Here is a 16,767-nt window from a genome sequence, read left to right as displayed (position 1 = left end):
CGCTCCGCCACTCCCCCGCTCAGCCCGCTCAGCCCGCTCAGCCCACGCAGACCGTCAGGCCCAGAGGGCCTCGCCGAGGGTGCCGCCCACCGGGGCGCCGGGGAGGACGTAGGCGACCGCCGAGGCGGTGTGTTCGAGGAAGGGGTTCAGGGCGTCGCGGGCGGCGAGCCGGTTCTGGACCCGCGTGAACTGGGCCGGGTCGCGCATGAAGGCGCAGAACAGCAGGCCGCGGTCGGCCGGTCCGTCGTCGTAGCCGTAGCCGCGGCGCAGCATCCGGGCGCCGCCGTCGAGGCGGGGGCTGCTGAGCCGGACGTGAGCGGTGGCGGGGATGACGTAGGAGCCGTCCGGGTTCTTGGCGTAGATGTCCGGCTCGTCGTGCTCGGCGCTGCCGGTGAGCGGGGCGCCGTCGCCGGCCCGCCGGCCCATCGCCAGCTGCCTGCGGTCCTCGGGCAGGGCGGCGAAGGCGGCGGTGTCCATCCGGATCCGCCGGTAGACCAGGACGGTGCCGTTCTCGTGCGGCCCGACCGGGCCCCAGACCCACTGCCGGGCGGCCTCGTCGTCCGGGTTGGCGGTGCCGTCCTTGAAGCCGAAGAGGTTGCGCGGGGTGGCGCCCGGGGCGGTGCGCTGCAGGAATCCGGACTGCGACCAGCGCGGTACGGCGCCGGCGGACCGGGCGGCAGCCGTGGCGAGTTCGGCGAGGACGGCCGGTGTCCAGGGGTCGTCGGCGCTCACCTGCAGCAGGAGGTCGCCGCCGCCGCGGGCCGGGTCGAGCCGGTCGCCGGGGAACTCCGGCAGCTCGGCGAGCCGGGCGGGGACGTCGAGCCCCAGCCGGGTGGCGAGCGCCGGGCCGACGCCGACCAGGGAGGTGAGCCGGGTGGTGGTGCCGCCCTGCAGCCTCGGGTCGGGCGGCGTGTCGGTCGCCGCGGCCGCCAGGGTGCGGGTCAGCGCGCCCAGGAGGCCGCGCAGGGTGTCCCGGTCGGCGGCGGTGGTGGTCTGCGGGAGGTCGAAGGCGAGCAGCCGGGTGGCGACGGGCTGGGGCGCCGTCACCCCGGCCTGCCGGGCGCCGTGGAAGGGGGCCGCGGCCTCGGGGGGCGGCCCGCCGGTGGCACTGCCGGTGGCACCGTCCCGGCCGGGCGTCCGGCTGCCGTCCGCCAGTTCGCCGGCGGCGGCGCCGATCCCGGCGGCGAAGACCGCGCCGGCGGCGAGCAGGGCCCTGCGCCGCCCCATCCCGGTCGCGGCCGGCCCGGGCGACGGCCGCGGGTTTTCCGGTTCGGTAGGCATGCGCCCTATTGGAGACGATAGAACACTTGCCATGCAAATCACGTCTCCTGAGCGCCCGTTGACCACCCCGTCCGCTCGGCCGCCGGTGGTCGGGGCGGCGGCACGGCTCCTGACGGCCCTGGTCGCGGCGGTCGCCCTGACGGCCACCGGGTGTTCCTCGACCGGTGCGGGCTCCGCCGACTCCCGGCACCCGGCCGGGAGCGTGCTGCGGGTGCCGGAGGACTTCCGCACCGTCCAGCAGGCCGTGGACGTCGCCCGGGAGGGGGAGACGGTGCTGGTCGGGCCGGGTGTCTACCGCGAGAGCGTGCGCATCACCAAGGCCCGGGTCGTGCTGCGCGGGACGGACCGCACCACCGTGGTCCTCGACGGCGGGCTGCGGCTCGTCAACGGGGTCACCGTGACCGGCCCCGGATCGGTGGTGGAGAACCTCACCGTCCACGGCTACCTGGCCAACGGCGTCCTGTTCACCGGCGTCACCGACGAGAAGCTGCAGCAGCACGGCGCCGGCGGCTCCGCGTACGACCCGCTCGACACCGCCCGCTTCCCGGTCGTCCAGGGCTTCCGGGCGACGCGGGTGACGGCCTACGGCAACGGCCTGTACGGCATCTACGCCTTCGACGCGCGCGGCGGCGTGATCGAGGACTCCTACGCCTCCGGGCAGGCCGACTCGGGCATCTACGTCGGCCAGTGCAAGCCCTGCGACACGGTGGTGCGCGGCAACACCGTGGAGCGCAACGCCGTCGGCATCGAGCTGACCAACGCCTCGGACGGCCTGTCGGTGCTGGGCAACCGCGTGGTCGGCAACCGGGTCGGCGTCACGGTGAACTCCAACGACCTGGAGGCCCTCGCCCCGCAGCACGGCGCGGTGATCGCGGGCAACGTGGTCGCCGACAACAACGCCGCCGACACCCCGGAGCAGGCGGACGGCGGCTTCGGCATCGGGATCGGGATCGGCGGCGGCACCGCGAACCGGGTGGTGCGCAACCTCGTCCGGGGCAACCGCGCCGCCGGAGTGGTGATCACCGACCCGCCCGGGCACCCGGCGAGCGGCAACCGCGTCGAGGGCAACCGGGCGGACGGCAACGGCGCCGACCTCGTGCTGGCCTCGGCGGATCCGGGCAACTGCTTCAGCGGCAACCTGCCCGCCGTGCAGAGCCCGGACGGCCTGGAGACGCTGGCCGGGTGCGGCGTCCAGGGCCGCGGGCCGCTGCCCGCGGGCCGCGCGGCGCCGGTCCAGGCCCCGCCCGGCATCCCGTTCAGCCAGGTGCCGGCCCCGCCCGCACAGCCCTCGCTGCCGGATCCGACCGCGCCCGGCCGTCCGGCCACCGACCTGCCCGGGGCCGTCGACCCGGACGCCTACCCGCTCCCGGCCGACCCGGCGGCGGTGCCGCAGAAGACGGGCTGAGGACACTCCCCGAGGCGCCGTGGCTCACCCGGTGAGCCACGGCGCCTCGGGGAGCTTCGCCCCGGCGTCGCGCCCGGTGAAGTCCACGGTCGTCGGGGTCCCCAGGCCGGGCATCCGCATCGTCACCCGGCGCAGCGTGGCGTCGCCGTCCACCCAGTAGGTGAGCGGCGAGCGGCCCGCGTCCGGCGCGGCGCCCTGGGCGCGCGGCCCGGCGAACCGGTCGTGGTCCCGGCCGTCGATGCGGTCCCGGCCGAGCCGGCGCGCCCCGGACTGGGCCAGCAGCAGCGGGTTGTCGGGCCGGTCCGCGCCGAGCTGGACCATCAGCTGCAGCCCGGCGTCCAGCGGGTCCGCGGTGTACGTGCGCGGCGACCAGCCCGTCCGGGGGACGCGCTCGGCCTGTTCCCAGGGCGGCCCGGCGGCGTCGGGTGCGGGGGCGCCCTGGGCCGCGGGGGCGAGGCCGAGGCCGCCGGCGTCCCAGACGATCAGGCCGTGGTCGAGCGGCCCGTTCGCCCCGGTGACCAGGTAGCGGCCCGCGCCGCGGTGCGTGCGGTAGTCCACGATCCCCTCGACCCTGACCTGCACGCCGCCGCCCTCCGCGGCGGTGAGGGCCACCGTCACCGGGCTCGCCTGGTACAGGTTCAGCCGGGACAGGGCCAGCCTTGCCGCCTCGTCACCGGTCACCGCCCGCTCCCCGGGCTCGGCGGAGACGGTCCGGTAGGCGGCCACACCGCCGACGGCGGCGGCGCACACCACGACCGCGACCGCGGTCCTGAGCCAGAAGGTCCGCCGCGGCGCACCGCGGTCGGTCCTCGTCCTGCGGGCCATGCGTCTGCCCTCTCTCCTCGGTCGGTCACCACGGCCGGGCGGGTCCGCGGACCGGTGGCCCGCGAACCCGCCCATGACCGCTACCGCTGTGCCCGGCGGCCCGGGTCTACCGCCGCCCGGCCCTGCGCCTGCGGCTCGTCACCAGCAGCGCCGCACCGAGAACGGTGAGCGCCACGGCCGCGGCCGCGGCCACCGGGAGCGCCTGCCCGGCGCCGGTGCCGGGCAGCTGCCCGCCGGGTGCCGGGCGCGGCGGCGCCGGTGCCGGCGCGTCCGGCCCGCCCGGGGGCGCCGGCGGTGCCGGAGGCGTGGTCGTCGGCGCGGTCGGTGACGGCGTCGGCGACGACGTCGGTGACGGCGTCGGTGACGGCGTCGAGCTCGGGGTGGGGGTCGGCGTCGGGGTGGGGATGAGCCGGTTCACGGCCGTCACCGAGACCCCGTCGTCGAGGTTGTCCGGGGTGAGCACCAACGGCCCGGCCACCGGGTTCTCCGGCGCGGCGTAGCCCGTCGGCGGGCTCAGCTCCTGCCAGTAGTACGTCCCCGGCGTGCCGCTGCCCTGGCAGAGGCCGTCCGCCCCGGTCGTGCACGGGTCGCCGACGGCGGTGTCGGGCTTCGCCCCGGTGCTCTGCAGTCCGTCGGTGCCGTTGCTCTCCCTCCACAGCTGGAACCGGGCGCCCGTCAGCGGCTTGCCGTCCTGGTCGTGCTTGACCAGGCGCAGCGCGCCCTCCTGGCGGCGGAAGCCGAAGTCGAAGGTGTGGTCGTTCTGGCCCGGGCCGCCGGTGGTGAGGGCACGTTCGGGGAACCTGCCCCCGGCGGGGACGACGCCCTTGGAGTCGACGAAGCGGTTGTCGCCGACGTCGTGGTCGGTCGGCACCCACTGGTACAGCGGGCCGCCCTTGGCGTAGTCGGCCGGATTGTCGAGCCGGATGGTGTACTTGGTCCGCGGTTTGAGGTCTCCCGGCACGTTGGAGCCGTCGAAGTAGTACTCGCCGCGCTCGGTCGTCCTCGTGGTGGCGACGAGCTTTCCGGCCTCGTCGTACAGGTTGACGGTCGCGCCGGGCACGGGCTTCTGGCCGGGGCTCTGGGTGCCCTTGCGCTCGGGGTCGTACCAGACCCGGTTGCCGATCTGCAGCGGCGCCTGGTCGCAGAGCACCTCGAGGTCGCCCATCGAGGCGCCCTTGCCGAACGGGGCGACCGCCCCGGCCGGGTTGAGCCGCAGGCCGAACTTCGGGTCCTGCTCGCCGGTGCGCCGGAGGAAGGAGGTGCCGTAGCCGAGGGCGGTGTGGTTGGGGTCGAAGGCGGAGACCGCGATGGTGCTCTCGACCCTGGACAGGGCCATGCCGGCGAACGCCGTGTTGCGGTGGCCGCCCCAGCTGGTGTCGAAGAAGCGGGTGCCGCGGGGGGCGAGGCCGCACCCGTTGTTGGTGTCCATCACGTACCCGCCGTTCGCCGGGCAGGCCTTGTCGAGGTCACCGCCCGACATGACGACGGCGGCGGATCCCGGCGTGGGGCCGGCCGGTGCGCGGTCGCCGAAGCGGTCGCGGAAGGCCAGCAGCATCGAGCCGTCGGTCTCGAAGGCGATCTCGCCCAGCTCCGGTTCGGGCTTGGCGATGGTGGAGTTGCCGCAGGGGCGGCCGTTCTGCTCGGTCGGGTAGGTGTCCGTCCAGGGGAACCAGCCCGCTCCGTCGCACGGCCCGCCGCCGACGGTGGACTGCCGCGGGTAGTCCAGCGGCTGGTCCAGCACCGCCTTGCCGAACACCCCGGTGGCGGGGTCGAACGGCAGGACCACGGCACGCAGGTCCGAGGTCTTCCCGGTGGACTCGCCCGAGCAGACGCCGCCCAGGTAGCCGGTGCCGTCCTGGAGGCCCAGGCCGAAGGGCCGCCAGTCCCCGGCCGCCGGGCAGCCCGGGTCCGGGATCCGGTAGACGGCGTCGGGCGCGGCCGCGGTCGCCCCGGTGGCGTCGTAGCGGTACAGGCTGCGGTCGTTGAGGTTGACGACGAAGAGGTTCCGGCCGTCGTCGGTGATCTTGATGCCGCCCAGGCTCTCCTTGCCGGGCACGCCCAGGAACGCGTCGTCGGTGCCCGTGCCGTGCCCGGTCGACCCGGCGTCGGGGACGGTCGTGAACAGCGTGGTGCGCTTCTGCACCGGGTCCGTGACGTAGATTCCGCCGGCTCCGCCGGGGCCGTAGGGCGTGGTGCGCTTCGCCGTCGCCGCCGAGAACACCCGCCGGTCCGCCTTGTTCCAGGCGATGCCGAACAGCGTGCCGGTGTCCGCGACGGTGGCGAGGTCCGTCACGTTGACGTCCACGCCGTCCTGGCCGCGCGCGCTGTAGGGGAACGACACCAGCGTGCGCTGCTCGCCGCCCTCCCTGGCCGCGGCCTGACAGGTCGTCACCAGGGGTGCGTTCTTCTGGCAGTAGTCGCCCGGGTTCCACAGTCCGGTGGTGTACGCCACCTTCCTGCCGCCGGTGAGGTCCACGAACTCCTCGTTGCTGCTGAGCCGGTTCGGCGCACCGTCCAGCCCCTGCCGCGAGGCGAAGGCCGGGAACAGCACGCCCGGCTTCGGATTCACCACCTGCACCCGGTACCTGCCACCGGAGAGCTTCGTCCCGGCCGGTGCCAGCGTCACCGTCCCGTCGGCCGCGGTGACACCGTCGACGCCGGCACCGGCGTCGTCGGTGAGCGTCACCCGCACGCCCGCGATGCCCGGCTCCAGGGCCGGCGTCCACACTCCGCTGGTGTCCACGGCCCGCACGACGCGGACCGTCACCGCTCCCTCGTCGACCGCCCGCGGCGAGGCCGACGGGGCCGCCGCCAACAGGCAGGCGCCGATTCCGGCGACCGCCACCACGGCGCCGCCCACCGTGCGGCCGCCGGGAGCTCCCGCCCGTCGCCGGTCCGGGCCGCGTGCGATCCCGGATGTCCGCTCACTTGTCTCTGTCATCCCTGCTCTCATCGTCCAGCCTGGGCCTTCCGCCCGACCTCGTGAGGGAGTTCGTGAGTGGCGAAAAGCCGCCATTGTTAACGGGAGCTTAAAGGGGACCGGGACAAGTTCGCAGCAGAACTTGAACTTTGACGCATGCTCACGGGAGCGCGCGGCGGAGACCGCGCCGGAGGGGCGCACGGAATCCGCCGCGCGTTTCAACTCGTCTGCACCACGCACCACTTCCTCACCCCCGGCACCAGTGCGGGGCCGGCCGGGAAGCCGCACCACCCCGCCGGCCCCGGCCAGGGAGGACTGGGCCGGCGCGCCACCGGGCGGCGGGGGCACACGGGTTCGACACGTTCCGGCTCCAGGAAGGCGACATTTCGCTTGTCCGGATCAGGCCCCTCCCGCCCCGATCAGGCCCCTCCCGGCCGGCCGGGCAGGCCCGGTCCGGCCGTCCCGCTCAGGCCCGTCCGGGCGGGCCCGCCGCGCCCGCGCTCCTGCGGTGTTCGTCGAGCGCCTGCCACACCTTGTCGCGCAGGAACGGCGCCTCGGTGAAGCGGATGCCGGTGGCGTCCCGCAGCGCGTTGGCGAAGGCCGGCGGCACCGGGTTGAACGGGCTCTCCGACATCGACTTGGCGCCGAGCGGGCCGATGGCGTCGGAGGTGTCCGAGAAGTGCACCTCGGTGCGGGGCACGTCCGCGTACGCGGGCAGCCGGTAGCGGCGGAAGGCGGCCGTGGTGACCTCGCCGCGGTCGTCGACCAGCACCTGTTCGAAGAGGGTCGCGCCGAGCGCCTGGGCGACGCCGCCCTCGACCTGGCCGCGGCACTGCAGCGGGTTCATCACCTTCCCGGCGTCCGCGCCGTGGACGCTGCGCAGGATGCGGATCTCGCCGGTGTCCGGGTCGACGGCGATCCGGAACCACTGGGAGTTGAAGGCGATCGAGCGCGGCGAGCCGCCGAAGTGCCCGTCGGCGGCGAGCTCGACGCCCCGGCCGCGGGCGGCCTCGAAGACCTCCTTGAGGGGCACCGTGCGCCCGTCGCACTCGACGGCGTCGGCGGTGAGCCGCAGCAGGCTGCGCGGGGTGCGGGCGTACTCGGCGGTGAAGCTGAGGAGGAGTTCGGCGAGCGCGTTGGCGGCCTTCATCACCGCCTTGCCGGCGACGACGGTGCCGGCCGAGCCGAAGGCCCCGGTGTCATGCCGGACGACGTCGGTGTCGGACTGCCGGATCGCGATCCGGTCCACCGTGGTGCCCAGCGCCCCGGCGGTGATCTGCTTGTGGACGGTGGTGGTGCCGTTGCCGAACTCGGCGGTGCCCACGGCGATGTCGTACGTGCCGTCCTCCAGCAGCTTCACCGTGGCGTCGGCGATGTGCCCGCCGGGCGGCCCGCAGGCGATCGCCGCCATGGCGAAGCCCTGACCCACCAGCCAGCCCTCGGGCGCCAGTTCGGCGCTGGTGTCGTCCGCTAGGGCGGTCCGCACGACCCCGAGGCACTGGTCCAGGCCGTAGCTGGCGATGTGGAGGTCCTCCTCCTCGCCGAGCGGGCCCTCCATGTGCTCACCGGGGCCGATGACGTTCCGCTCGCGCAGCACGAGCGGGTCGACGCCCAGGCGCCGGGCGAGCTCGTCCATCGCCGACTCGACGGCGAAGGTGACCTGGCCGAGCCCGTAGCCGCGGAACGCCCCGGCGGGCACGCCGTTGGTGTAGACGGAGTACGCGTCGACCTTCTTGTGCGGCGCCCGGTAGACGCCCATCGACTCGCCGACGCTGTGGAACATCACCGCCGGCCCGTGGTTGCCGTAGGCGCCGGTGTTGGAGACCACCCGGAACTGGATGGCGGTGAGCGTGCCGTCCGCCCTGGCGCCGAGCTTGACGGTGATCCGGAACGGGTGCCGGGTGGTGGCACCGTAGAACTGCTCGGCGCGGGTTCACCGGCCGGTGCAGCCGCATCGCGGCGAGCACCGCGATGTCCTCGGTGAGCATCTCCTGCTTGCCGCCGAAGCCGCCGCCGACCCGCCCGGCGACCACCCGGACCTTCTCCATCGGCAGGTCGTACAGGTCGCACAGCGCCCGCCGGGTGAGGAACGGCACCTGGGTGGAGGACCGCACCACGATCCGCTCCTCCCCCGCCCCCTCCGTCTCCTCGAAGTACACGACGCAGCCGTGGGTCTCCAGGCTGGCGTGCTGCACCCGCTGGGTGCGGAAGGTCTCCTCGTAGACGAGGTCCGCCTCGGCGAAGCCCCGGGCGACGTCGCCCGTTTCGCCGTGCGCCTCCCCGCAGACGTTGTTCTCGGCGCGGGCGATCCGCGACTCCGGGCCCTTGGGGTGGATCACCGGGGCGCCCGGCGCCATCGCCTCCTCCGGGTCGAGCACGTACGGGAGGACCTCGTACTCGACGGCGATCCGCCGGCACCCCTCCTCCGCGGCGCCCTCGCTCTCGGCGACCACCGCGGCGACCCGCTGACCGACGAAGCGCACCACGTCGTCCAGGACCCGGGTGTCGTCCGGGTCCTCGGTGGGGTGCTCGTGCCGGGCCGAGGAGTAGAGCTTGTCGGGGGCGTCCTCGTGGGTGAACACCGCGACCACCCCGGGCACCCGAAGGGCCGCCGCGGTGTCGATCGAGACGATCCGGGCGTGCGGGTGCGGGGAGCGCAGCAGCTTCATGTGCAGCAGGCCCTCGACGTCCAGGTCGAAGGTGTAGCGGGCGGTGCCGGTGACCACCTGCGGCCCGGCGGGGGCGCCGAGGCTGCGGCCCACGGCCTGGCCGGCGCACGGCGACTCCGTGTGCCGGACGCCGCGGATCGCGTCCTCGATCGCCCGGTAGCCGGTGCAGCGGCACAGGTTGCCCTTCAGCGCCCTCGGGAGGTCGGCCCGCTTGTCCTCGTCGAAGCCGGCGGCGGAGGTGGTCATCAGCATCCCGGCCGTGCAGAACCCGCACTGGAAGCCCTGGGCGTCCAGGAAGCGCTGCTGCATCGGGTGGAGTTCGCCGTCCCTGGCCAGCCCCTCGACCGTGGTGACGGCGCGGCCCTCGGCGCGCAGCGCCGGGTAGAGGCAGCTGTGCACCGGATCGCCGTCGACCTGGACGGTGCAGGCGCCGCAGTCGCCGGCGTCGCAGCCCTTCTTCACCCCGAACCAGCCGCGCTCGCGCAGATAGGTCCGCAGGCACTGGCCGGCTCTCGGCTCGGCGTCGAACTCCTCGCCGTTGACGCGGATGCGGAAGCTCATCGCCCGGCCTCCCCGGCCCGCTCCCGGCGGAGGTCCGTACGGCCCCGCTCCCCCGGCCGGGCGCTCCCCGGCCGTCCGGCCCCGCCACGCCGCGCGCCGCACGGGTCCACCACCGTGTTCAGGTCCACGTCCAACCACCGTCCTCGACCGTTCAGTACGGTGATTGAAGCAACGCCCCGGGGTGCGGACGAGTGGGCTCGGACACCAGCCCCGTCCGGCGGGACTGGACGATTCACCAGGTCGGCCGCCCTTGCAGGCGCGAGGGCGTCACGGGCAGTAGCCTCGCGGATGCGATGGGCAAGGGTCCGCGGGGCATGTGAACGCAAGGGCACTCGGGCATGCGGGCGCGAGGGCTCGCGGCGCAGCGGCCCGGAACGCGGCGACGCCACCGGCACGGCCCGCTCCCTGCGGGGGCGGTGCGCCGGTGGCGTCGTGACCGGTTCAGGAGTGCGCCGGCGCCGGCTCCTGGACGCGCCCCTGGAGGGCCCTGGAGAGGTCCGCCACGCAAGCCGCGAGCTGCCCGGTCGTCATCTGCCCCGGGTCACCCCCGCACCCGCCCGCCGGTGCGGTCGGCGGTGCGGTGGCGGGCGGGCCGGTCGGGGCGGGCCCGGTGGGAGTCGGCGCCGGCGCCGGCTGGCCGCCCGGCGGGGTGATGCTGCCGCCCAGCGACACCAGGTTGGGCGTCACGGTGGCGTCGCCGGACAGGTCGATGTAGTCCTGGGTCTGCCCGTTGAAGTCCACGAAGCCGCGCCACATGTCCCGGCCGAACGGGACGATCTCCTGCAGCGCGCCGCCCTGCCCGGCGCTGACGGTGATCGAGGTCTGCTGCGCCATGTACGTCACCATCCGGCTGGCCAGCACGTCCAGGTTGACCGCCGGGCTGTCGTCGCCCCGGACGTACACGTGCAGGTCGTTGAGGCCGCCGCCGGCGCGGTCCGCCTGGAGGACGGCGAACGCCACCACCAGCTGCGAGGAGCTGTCCCTCGGCACCAGCGGCGTGACGTAGTACAGGTGCCCGTCCGCCTTGGAGCGCAGCAGGAACTCGCCCGGGTTGACGGCGTTGGTCGCCGCCGAGGTGTGGGCGTAGCCGAAGCCGCGGTCGTCCTTGGCGCCGCGCCCGCCGAGCCACTGCACCTCGTGGATCTGCGACCGCACCACGGAGGCCGGGTAGACGGCGCCGGGGAGGTCGCCCGGTGCCACCTCCGCCCGGTAGGTGACGGCCGGGCGGCCGTCCGCGGAGCCGCGCAGCACCAGGACCCCGGCCGGGGCCAGCACCGTGCGCTGCTTCCAGCCGGTCTGCCGCGCCACCGAGATCACCACCACCGGCCGGGCCGTCCGCGGGTCGGCGCCGTCGCAGTAGCCCCAGATGTCCTGGTCGCTGTAGACGAGGTCCGGGAAGCGCTCGGCGAGCAGGTTGCGCAGGCTCACGGCGCCGGTGCCGTCGAAGGCCCGGCCGAACGCGTGGTCACCGCGGAACGCACAGGTCGCGACCGCGTTCGAGCGGCCGTCCCAGACGGCGACGCCCTCCATCGGCTGCTCGCCGGAGCCGTCCAGGACGGCCGTCCACACGCCGCCGCCCTTCGAGGCGTCGGGCAGGTAGTGCAGGCTGTGCCCCAGCAGGTGGATCCCGGAGGTCAGGCCGGCACTGTCGGTGAGCGCCTTGGTCGCCGCCGCGTAGGAGGCGGTGCGCGCCTCGAAGTCGAAGTCCGGCATCGGCGCGGTCTTCACGCAGGCGGGCACGTCCGCGGTGCCCACCAGGTCGCAGCGGTCGCCGTCGCCGGCCCGGGTGTGCTCGGTCACCGGCAGCACCGAGCGGGGCGTGCCCGCCCCGCCCTCCGGGATGTCGAGGACCGTCGCCGCCGCGTAGAAGCGGCCCTCGTCCTTGTCGTCGTCCCAGAGCCCGGTGCCCGCCCGCACCAGCGAGCCGACCAGGGCCAGCACCACCGCCGCCATCGTCAGGCGCACCCGCCAGCCGCCGAAGCCCGCACCGGACTCGGAGGCGACGTAGCCGACCGCGACGACGGTGCCGCACAGGCCCACCGCGAGCCAGAACCAGAACAGCGGCGCCGAGTCGAGCACGGAGCCGTGCGGGAAGAACTCCCTTTCCAGCAGCAGGACGTAGCTCTGGTCCTGCTGCCCGAACCCGCCGAACGCGAAGTGCTTGACCAGCCAGGCCAGCAGCGCGACGAGCGGCATCCACAGCCACCAGGCGGCCAGCGCGACGGCCCCGCCGCGCACCACGCTCCACCGGATGTCACGATCCTTCATACGCCCCCCATCCACTCCCCGCCGCCCGCACGGGACTTGGGCTCCCTGCGGCGGGCTCCGATCCTACGGGCCGGGCCGCCCCCGCCCGACGGGAGACCGCGATCCGGGGTCCTGCGTCCGCGCCCCGGTCACGCGGCCGGCGGCGCGGTCGTGCGGCCCGGCCGCGGGCCCCGCCTCACGGCCGGCGGGCGGACCCGGCGTACTGGCCGGAGCGCAGCGCCGCGCGGATCCGCTGGGCCACGGCGCCCGCCCGGGTGGGCGCCGACCCCTGGTCCGGCCGGTCCAGGCGGTCGGTCCGGTCGAGCCGGTCCAGCCGGTCGGCGAGGTGGTCGAGGACACCGGCCACCTGGGCGGACTGGACCCCGTCGGCGTGCCGCAGCGCCTGCTCCGCGGCCTGGCAGGCCTCGTCGGGGCGGCCGCTGCCGGCCTCGGCGAGGGCGAGCAGGCCGTAGCCGATCGCCTGGTCGACCACGCGGCCCGGGTCCCGGGCGGCGATGGCCAGCCGGGCGCAGTCGCGGGCCGCCCGGTGGTCGCCGAGGGCTAGCAGGCAGCGGAGTTCGCAGTCGGCGAGGTCGGCGGGGCCGAAGCCGCCGGTGCGGTCGGGGCCGTGCGGTTCGGGGGCCGGCTGGGCGGCGCGCCCGAGGCACCTGCGGACCTCGGCCAGTGCGCGCGCGGTGGCCGCCGGGTCGCGGCGGGCCGCGTACGCCCGGGCCTCGCTGGCGTGCAACGCGGCCCGGGCGTACGGGTCGTGGCCGACCGTGGCGGTCAGGGCGGCCCGGACGAGGTCCATCGTCGGCGGGTGGTCGCCGACCGTGAGGGACTGGTCGGCCAGGGCGGCCAGCGCGTGGGCGCCGACCAGTCGGTCGTCGGCGTGGTGCGCCATGAACAGGGCGAGGAGCTGGTAGCGGCGGGCCAGGCCGTAGAGGCCCTCGTCGAAGGCGTAGCGGCCGATGCCGAGGCAGGCCTCGGCGGTGGCGCCGAACAGCAGCCGCCCGACCGGCCCGGGGTAGCGCCCCGTCAGCAGCGGGCTGAGGCCGGTGTGCAGGTACTGCACCGCCGGCAGCCGGGCCGCCGCACCGCCGTGCCGCCCGGCGATCTGGTCGAAGGTCCGGCAGGTGGTGTGCACCCGGGTGACGTCGGCCGCGGTGACCAGCGGGCCGGCGCCGCGGCCCGGGGGAGGCGGCGGGGCGGGGGCGAGCAGCCAGTGCAGGGCGGGGCCGCTGAGCGCGCCGGCCGGGATCTCGACCCGGATGGCGCTGTGCTGGTCGAGGTCGCTGCTCCAGAGCCGTCGGGCGGCGGCCACCAGGTCGGCCGGCTCGTCGATGAACTCCGTCATCGTCGCGAGCAGGTCGCGGTGGCGGTTGGTCGGCATGCCGATGTCGGTGGTGCTGACGAGCCGTCCGAGGGCCAACGAGAGCGTCTCGGCGATCAGTTCGGGCGGTACGGCGCGGCTGCTCCGCCCGTCGAGCCAGCGCTGGACGCTGGTGTGGGTGCACTTGGCGTCGTGCCCGTGCCGGACCGCGGTCTCCCGGACCGACCGCGCGAACTGCTTGTTGGACAGACCCGCCTGGTCGAGGAGGTCGGCGAGTTGCCAGTTGGGCCGCCTCTCCAGGGTGGGCGTTCCGGTGCGGCGACTGGTCATGGACCGGAACTGTAGGGCCGCCGCCACCCGCCGGGGGGCACGTTTGCCCGAACTTGGACCGACGACGGGCACGAGTGTGCCCGTCTCCCGTCGAGTGGACCCCCAGTGAGCCCTACCTGCGGCCTGTCCGTTTCTGATTTTCTACTTCCGCGCAGCGCGACGAACGGTTGACGCTTCGTATTCGCCCGCATGGACACACCCAACGGAAACCGCAGGCCCGGCACCGCCGCCGGGGCCGTCGGCGACCGTCGAAGGAAAAGAGCATCCGTGGCACCCGCACCAGCTCCGTCAGGGGTCCTCCGTGGCTAGGGGACCGGGACGCGACGCATCCTCGCTGGACGACCACCCGGCCCGGGACGACCGGGCGCTGCGCGCCGTGTGCGAGGACGCCGCGATGGGCCGCTGGGACGGCCCGCGCGACTTGATCGCGGCCACCGGCAGCGACTGGGACCGCCGTGTCTTCCGGCTGCAGGTGCTGGCCCGGCAGGGCGTGCGGCTGCGCTGGGTCGAGACCTGGATGGCGGCCGAGCCCGGAAACCCCGACGCGCTGGCGGCGCTGGCCCACGTCCGGTCGCTGCGGGTGATCCTGGCCGGCACCGACTCGGACCAGGCGTCCAGGGAGGCGGCCTGGCGCACCTGCCAGGAGGCGGCCGCCGCCGCGCCCGAGGACCCCTCGCCCTGGCTGGTGATGATGGCGCTGGTGCGCACCCTCGCCCCGGACTGGCCCGCGATGGCCGGGCTGTGGGAGGAGGTCCGCGACCGCGACCCCTACAACCGCGAGGGCTACCACGAGTTACTGGCCTACCTGATGCCCCGCGCCCAGGGCTCCACCACCGCCATGTTCAACTGGGCCCACGAGCAGGTGCACCAGGCTCCGCGCGGCACCCCGACACCGGTCCTGTTGCTGGTCGCCCAGGCCGAGTACCACCGGCACCGGACGGCCCAGGACCCGCGCCGGTTCGGGCCGACCGTCCACCCCTGGCTGGACTGCCCGGACATCGACCGGGTGCTGGAGCGGTGGTGGCACTACCGCGCCCCGCAACCGCACGCCAACTTCGCGGACGACGCCAACTACCTGGCGCACGCGCTCTGTTTCGCGGGGCGCCACGAGGAGGCGCTGGACGTGTTCGAGGAGATCGGCCCGTACGCCACGCGCCTGCCGTGGTCGTACTGCGGCGACGCCCGGGCCCTCTTCGTCAAGCACCGGGAGCGGGCGTACGCCTCGACCAAGACCTCGCGGTGGCGCCGGCGGTCCTGAGCCCCGGCCGGTCCGCCGTCCGGCCCGAGCACAGCCCGTCCACTCCGTACCCGGTACCCGGTACCCAGGCCCGTCCTCCCCCCACCCGCCCCGCGGTGCCCGCCCCGGACCAGCGTCCCGGGCCCGACAGTCCCTCCCTGCCCGCTTCCCCTCCGCGCACCTCCCCCCTGGAAGGATCCTTGTCATGCCCCTGGAACCCGACGGCCTCTCCGACGAGGAACGACTCGCCCAACTCGGCTACACCCAGGTCCTGGCCCGCCGGATGTCCGGCTTCTCCAACTTCGCCGTCTCCTTCACCATCATCTCGGTGCTGTCCGGCTGCCTGACCCTCTACGGCTTCGGCCTGACCACCGGCGGCCCCGCCATGCTGACCTGGGGCTGGGTGCTGGTCGGCGCGATGACGCTGCTCGTCGGGCTCACCATGGCCGAGGTCTGCTCCTCCTACCCGACGTCCGCTGGCCTCTACTTCTGGGCGAAGGAGATGGCCCCGGCCCGTTCGGCCGCCGCCTGGGCCTGGTTCACCGGCTGGTTCAACGTGCTCGGCCAGGTCGCCGTCACCGCGGGCGTCGACTTCGGCGCGGCGACCTTCCTCAACGCCTACGCCGACCTGCAGTGGGGCTACGAGAGCACCCCGCAGCACACCATGATCCTCTTCGCCGGCATCCTGCTGCTGCACGGGGCCCTGAACACCTTCGGCGTCCGGGCGGTGGCGTTCCTCAACAGCGTCAGCGTCTGGTGGCACGTCGTCGGCGTGGCCGTGATCGTCGGCGTGCTGGCCATCGTCCCCGCCAAGCACCAGTCCGCGAGCTTCGTCTTCGGGCACTTCGCCAACGGCACCGGCTTCCAGAGCGGCTTCTACGTCGGCCTGCTGAGCCTGCTCGTCGCCCAGTACACCTTCACCGGGTACGACGCCTCGGCGCACATGACCGAGGAGACCAACAACGCGGCCGTGGCCGGGCCCCGCGGCATCGTGCGCTCGATCGCCCTGTCCTGGGTCGCCGGCTTCATCCTGATCGTCGGCCTCACCTTCGCCATCCAGGACTGGGACTCCACCGTCGGCACCGCCACCGGCGTGCCGCCCGCGCAGGTCTTCATCGACGCGATCGGCATCGGCGGCGCCAAGCTCCTGCTGCTGATCGTCATCGGCGCCCAGTTCTTCTGCGGCATGGCCTCGGTCACCGCCAACTCCCGCATGATCTACGCCTTCTCGCGCGACGGCGCGCTGCCCTTCAGCCGGGTGTGGCACACCATCAACCCGAAGACCCGCACGCCCACCAACGCCGTGTGGCTGGCCGTCGCGGGCGCCCTCGCCCTCGGCCTGCCGGACCTCATCAACACCACCGCCTACGCCGCGGTCACCTCGATCGCCACCATCGGCCTCTACATCGCCTACATCATCCCGACCTTCCTGCGGGTCCGTCAGGGCGACCGCTTCCAGCGCGGGCCGTGGCACCTGGGCCGCTGGAGCCGGCCGATCGGGATCGTCGCGGTGGTCTGGGTGGCGGTGATCACCGTGCTGTTCATGCTGCCGCAGGTCAGCCCGGTCACCGCGAAGAACTTCAACTACGCGCCGGTCGCCGTCGCGGTCGTCGTGGGCTTCGCGACCCTCTGGTGGCTGCTCTCGGCCCGCAGGTGGTTCCTCAAGCGCGACCACCCGCGCAACGCCTCCTACACCGGCGTGCAGCCGGCGGCCGAGCCCTTCCACTCCTGACCCGCACCGCTCCGCCGCTCCCCCGCTTCCCCGGGGGTGGACCGCCCCGGCCCGGGGCGGTCCACCCCCGTACCGACACCTTACGGAGATCCGATGAGCAGCCGTCCCCGGCTCACCCTCGACGAGCTGCGCGCCATGGTCGCGGCGGGGGAGATCGACACCGTCGTGCTGGCCATGACGGACATGCAGGGCCGGCTGCAGGGCAAGCGGGTGGCCGCCGAGTACTT

Annotated in this window: 8 protein-coding genes and 1 pseudogene; 3 read left to right on the top strand and 6 right to left on the bottom strand. The window is 74.7% G+C overall.

What is annotated here, in order from left to right:
- Window positions 1-54 precede the first annotated feature (54 nt).
- The gene (locus tag AB0N04_RS32670) at window positions 55-1,281 is read right to left on the bottom strand and encodes a Dyp-type peroxidase (RefSeq protein WP_360217813.1); all 1,227 of its coding nucleotides are present in this window, start codon (window positions 1,279-1,281) and stop codon (window positions 55-57) included.
- A 31-nt stretch (window positions 1,282-1,312) separates the two neighbouring features.
- On the opposite strand from AB0N04_RS32670, the gene AB0N04_RS32665 reads away from it, so the two are divergent.
- Complete coding sequence (locus tag AB0N04_RS32665) at window positions 1,313-2,686, top strand: right-handed parallel beta-helix repeat-containing protein (protein WP_360217816.1); 1,374 nt, start codon at window positions 1,313-1,315, stop codon at window positions 2,684-2,686.
- Window positions 2,687-2,710: 24 nt separating this feature from the next.
- On the opposite strand, the gene AB0N04_RS32660 is transcribed toward AB0N04_RS32665, so the two are convergent.
- From AB0N04_RS32660 to AB0N04_RS32640, 5 genes and pseudogenes are all read right to left on the bottom strand, one after another.
- Window positions 2,711-3,511: a hypothetical protein gene (locus tag AB0N04_RS32660; protein ID WP_363365631.1), complete on the bottom strand. Its 801-nt coding sequence runs from the start codon at window positions 3,509-3,511 to the stop codon at window positions 2,711-2,713.
- A gap of 106 nt (window positions 3,512-3,617) precedes the next feature.
- Window positions 3,618-6,452 (bottom strand): SdrD B-like domain-containing protein, encoded by a 2,835-nt coding sequence (locus AB0N04_RS32655; RefSeq protein WP_360222628.1) that lies wholly within the window; start codon window positions 6,450-6,452, stop codon window positions 3,618-3,620.
- Window positions 6,453-6,897: 445 nt separating this feature from the next.
- Window positions 6,898-9,661: pseudogene (locus AB0N04_RS32650) on the bottom strand (molybdopterin cofactor-binding domain-containing protein).
- Window positions 9,662-10,102: 441 nt separating this feature from the next.
- The gene (locus tag AB0N04_RS32645) at window positions 10,103-11,929 is read right to left on the bottom strand and encodes a hypothetical protein (protein ID WP_360222625.1); all 1,827 of its coding nucleotides are present in this window, start codon (window positions 11,927-11,929) and stop codon (window positions 10,103-10,105) included.
- A 175-nt stretch (window positions 11,930-12,104) separates the two neighbouring features.
- Window positions 12,105-13,571, bottom strand: a complete 1,467-nt coding sequence (locus AB0N04_RS32640) for a hypothetical protein (protein WP_360222622.1) — start codon at window positions 13,569-13,571, stop codon at window positions 12,105-12,107.
- A 301-nt stretch (window positions 13,572-13,872) separates the two neighbouring features.
- Here AB0N04_RS32640 and AB0N04_RS32635 point away from each other — a divergent pair, with 301 nt between their 5' ends.
- Both AB0N04_RS32635 and AB0N04_RS32630 read left to right on the top strand, forming a co-directional pair.
- Window positions 13,873-14,829 (top strand): hypothetical protein, encoded by a 957-nt coding sequence (locus tag AB0N04_RS32635; protein WP_360222619.1) that lies wholly within the window; start codon window positions 13,873-13,875, stop codon window positions 14,827-14,829.
- Between the two features lie 184 nt (window positions 14,830-15,013).
- Window positions 15,014-16,540 (top strand): amino acid permease, encoded by a 1,527-nt coding sequence (locus tag AB0N04_RS32630; RefSeq protein ID WP_360222616.1) that lies wholly within the window; start codon window positions 15,014-15,016, stop codon window positions 16,538-16,540.
- The last annotated feature ends 227 nt before the right edge of the window (window positions 16,541-16,767 follow it).

This window comes from Kitasatospora sp. NPDC051702 (assembly GCF_040681575.1).
Classification (GTDB): Bacteria; Actinomycetota; Actinomycetes; order Streptomycetales; family Streptomycetaceae; genus Kitasatospora.
This window is presented reverse-complemented; position numbering and strand designations above follow the sequence as displayed.

Coding starts and splice junctions, on each gene's coding strand:
- AB0N04_RS32640 (WP_360222622.1), bottom strand. CDS start 13,571: ATGACCAGTCGCCGCACCGGAACGCCCACCCTGGAGAGGCGGCCCAAC.
- AB0N04_RS32670 (WP_360217813.1), bottom strand. CDS start 1,281: ATGCCTACCGAACCGGAAAACCCGCGGCCGTCGCCCGGGCCGGCCGCG.
- AB0N04_RS32645 (WP_360222625.1), bottom strand. CDS start 11,929: ATGAAGGATCGTGACATCCGGTGGAGCGTGGTGCGCGGCGGGGCCGTC.
- AB0N04_RS32660 (WP_363365631.1), bottom strand. CDS start 3,511: ATGGCCCGCAGGACGAGGACCGACCGCGGTGCGCCGCGGCGGACCTTC.
- AB0N04_RS32665 (WP_360217816.1), top strand. CDS start 1,313: ATGCAAATCACGTCTCCTGAGCGCCCGTTGACCACCCCGTCCGCTCGG.
- AB0N04_RS32630 (WP_360222616.1), top strand. CDS start 15,014: ATGCCCCTGGAACCCGACGGCCTCTCCGACGAGGAACGACTCGCCCAA.
- AB0N04_RS32655 (WP_360222628.1), bottom strand. CDS start 6,452: ATGACAGAGACAAGTGAGCGGACATCCGGGATCGCACGCGGCCCGGAC.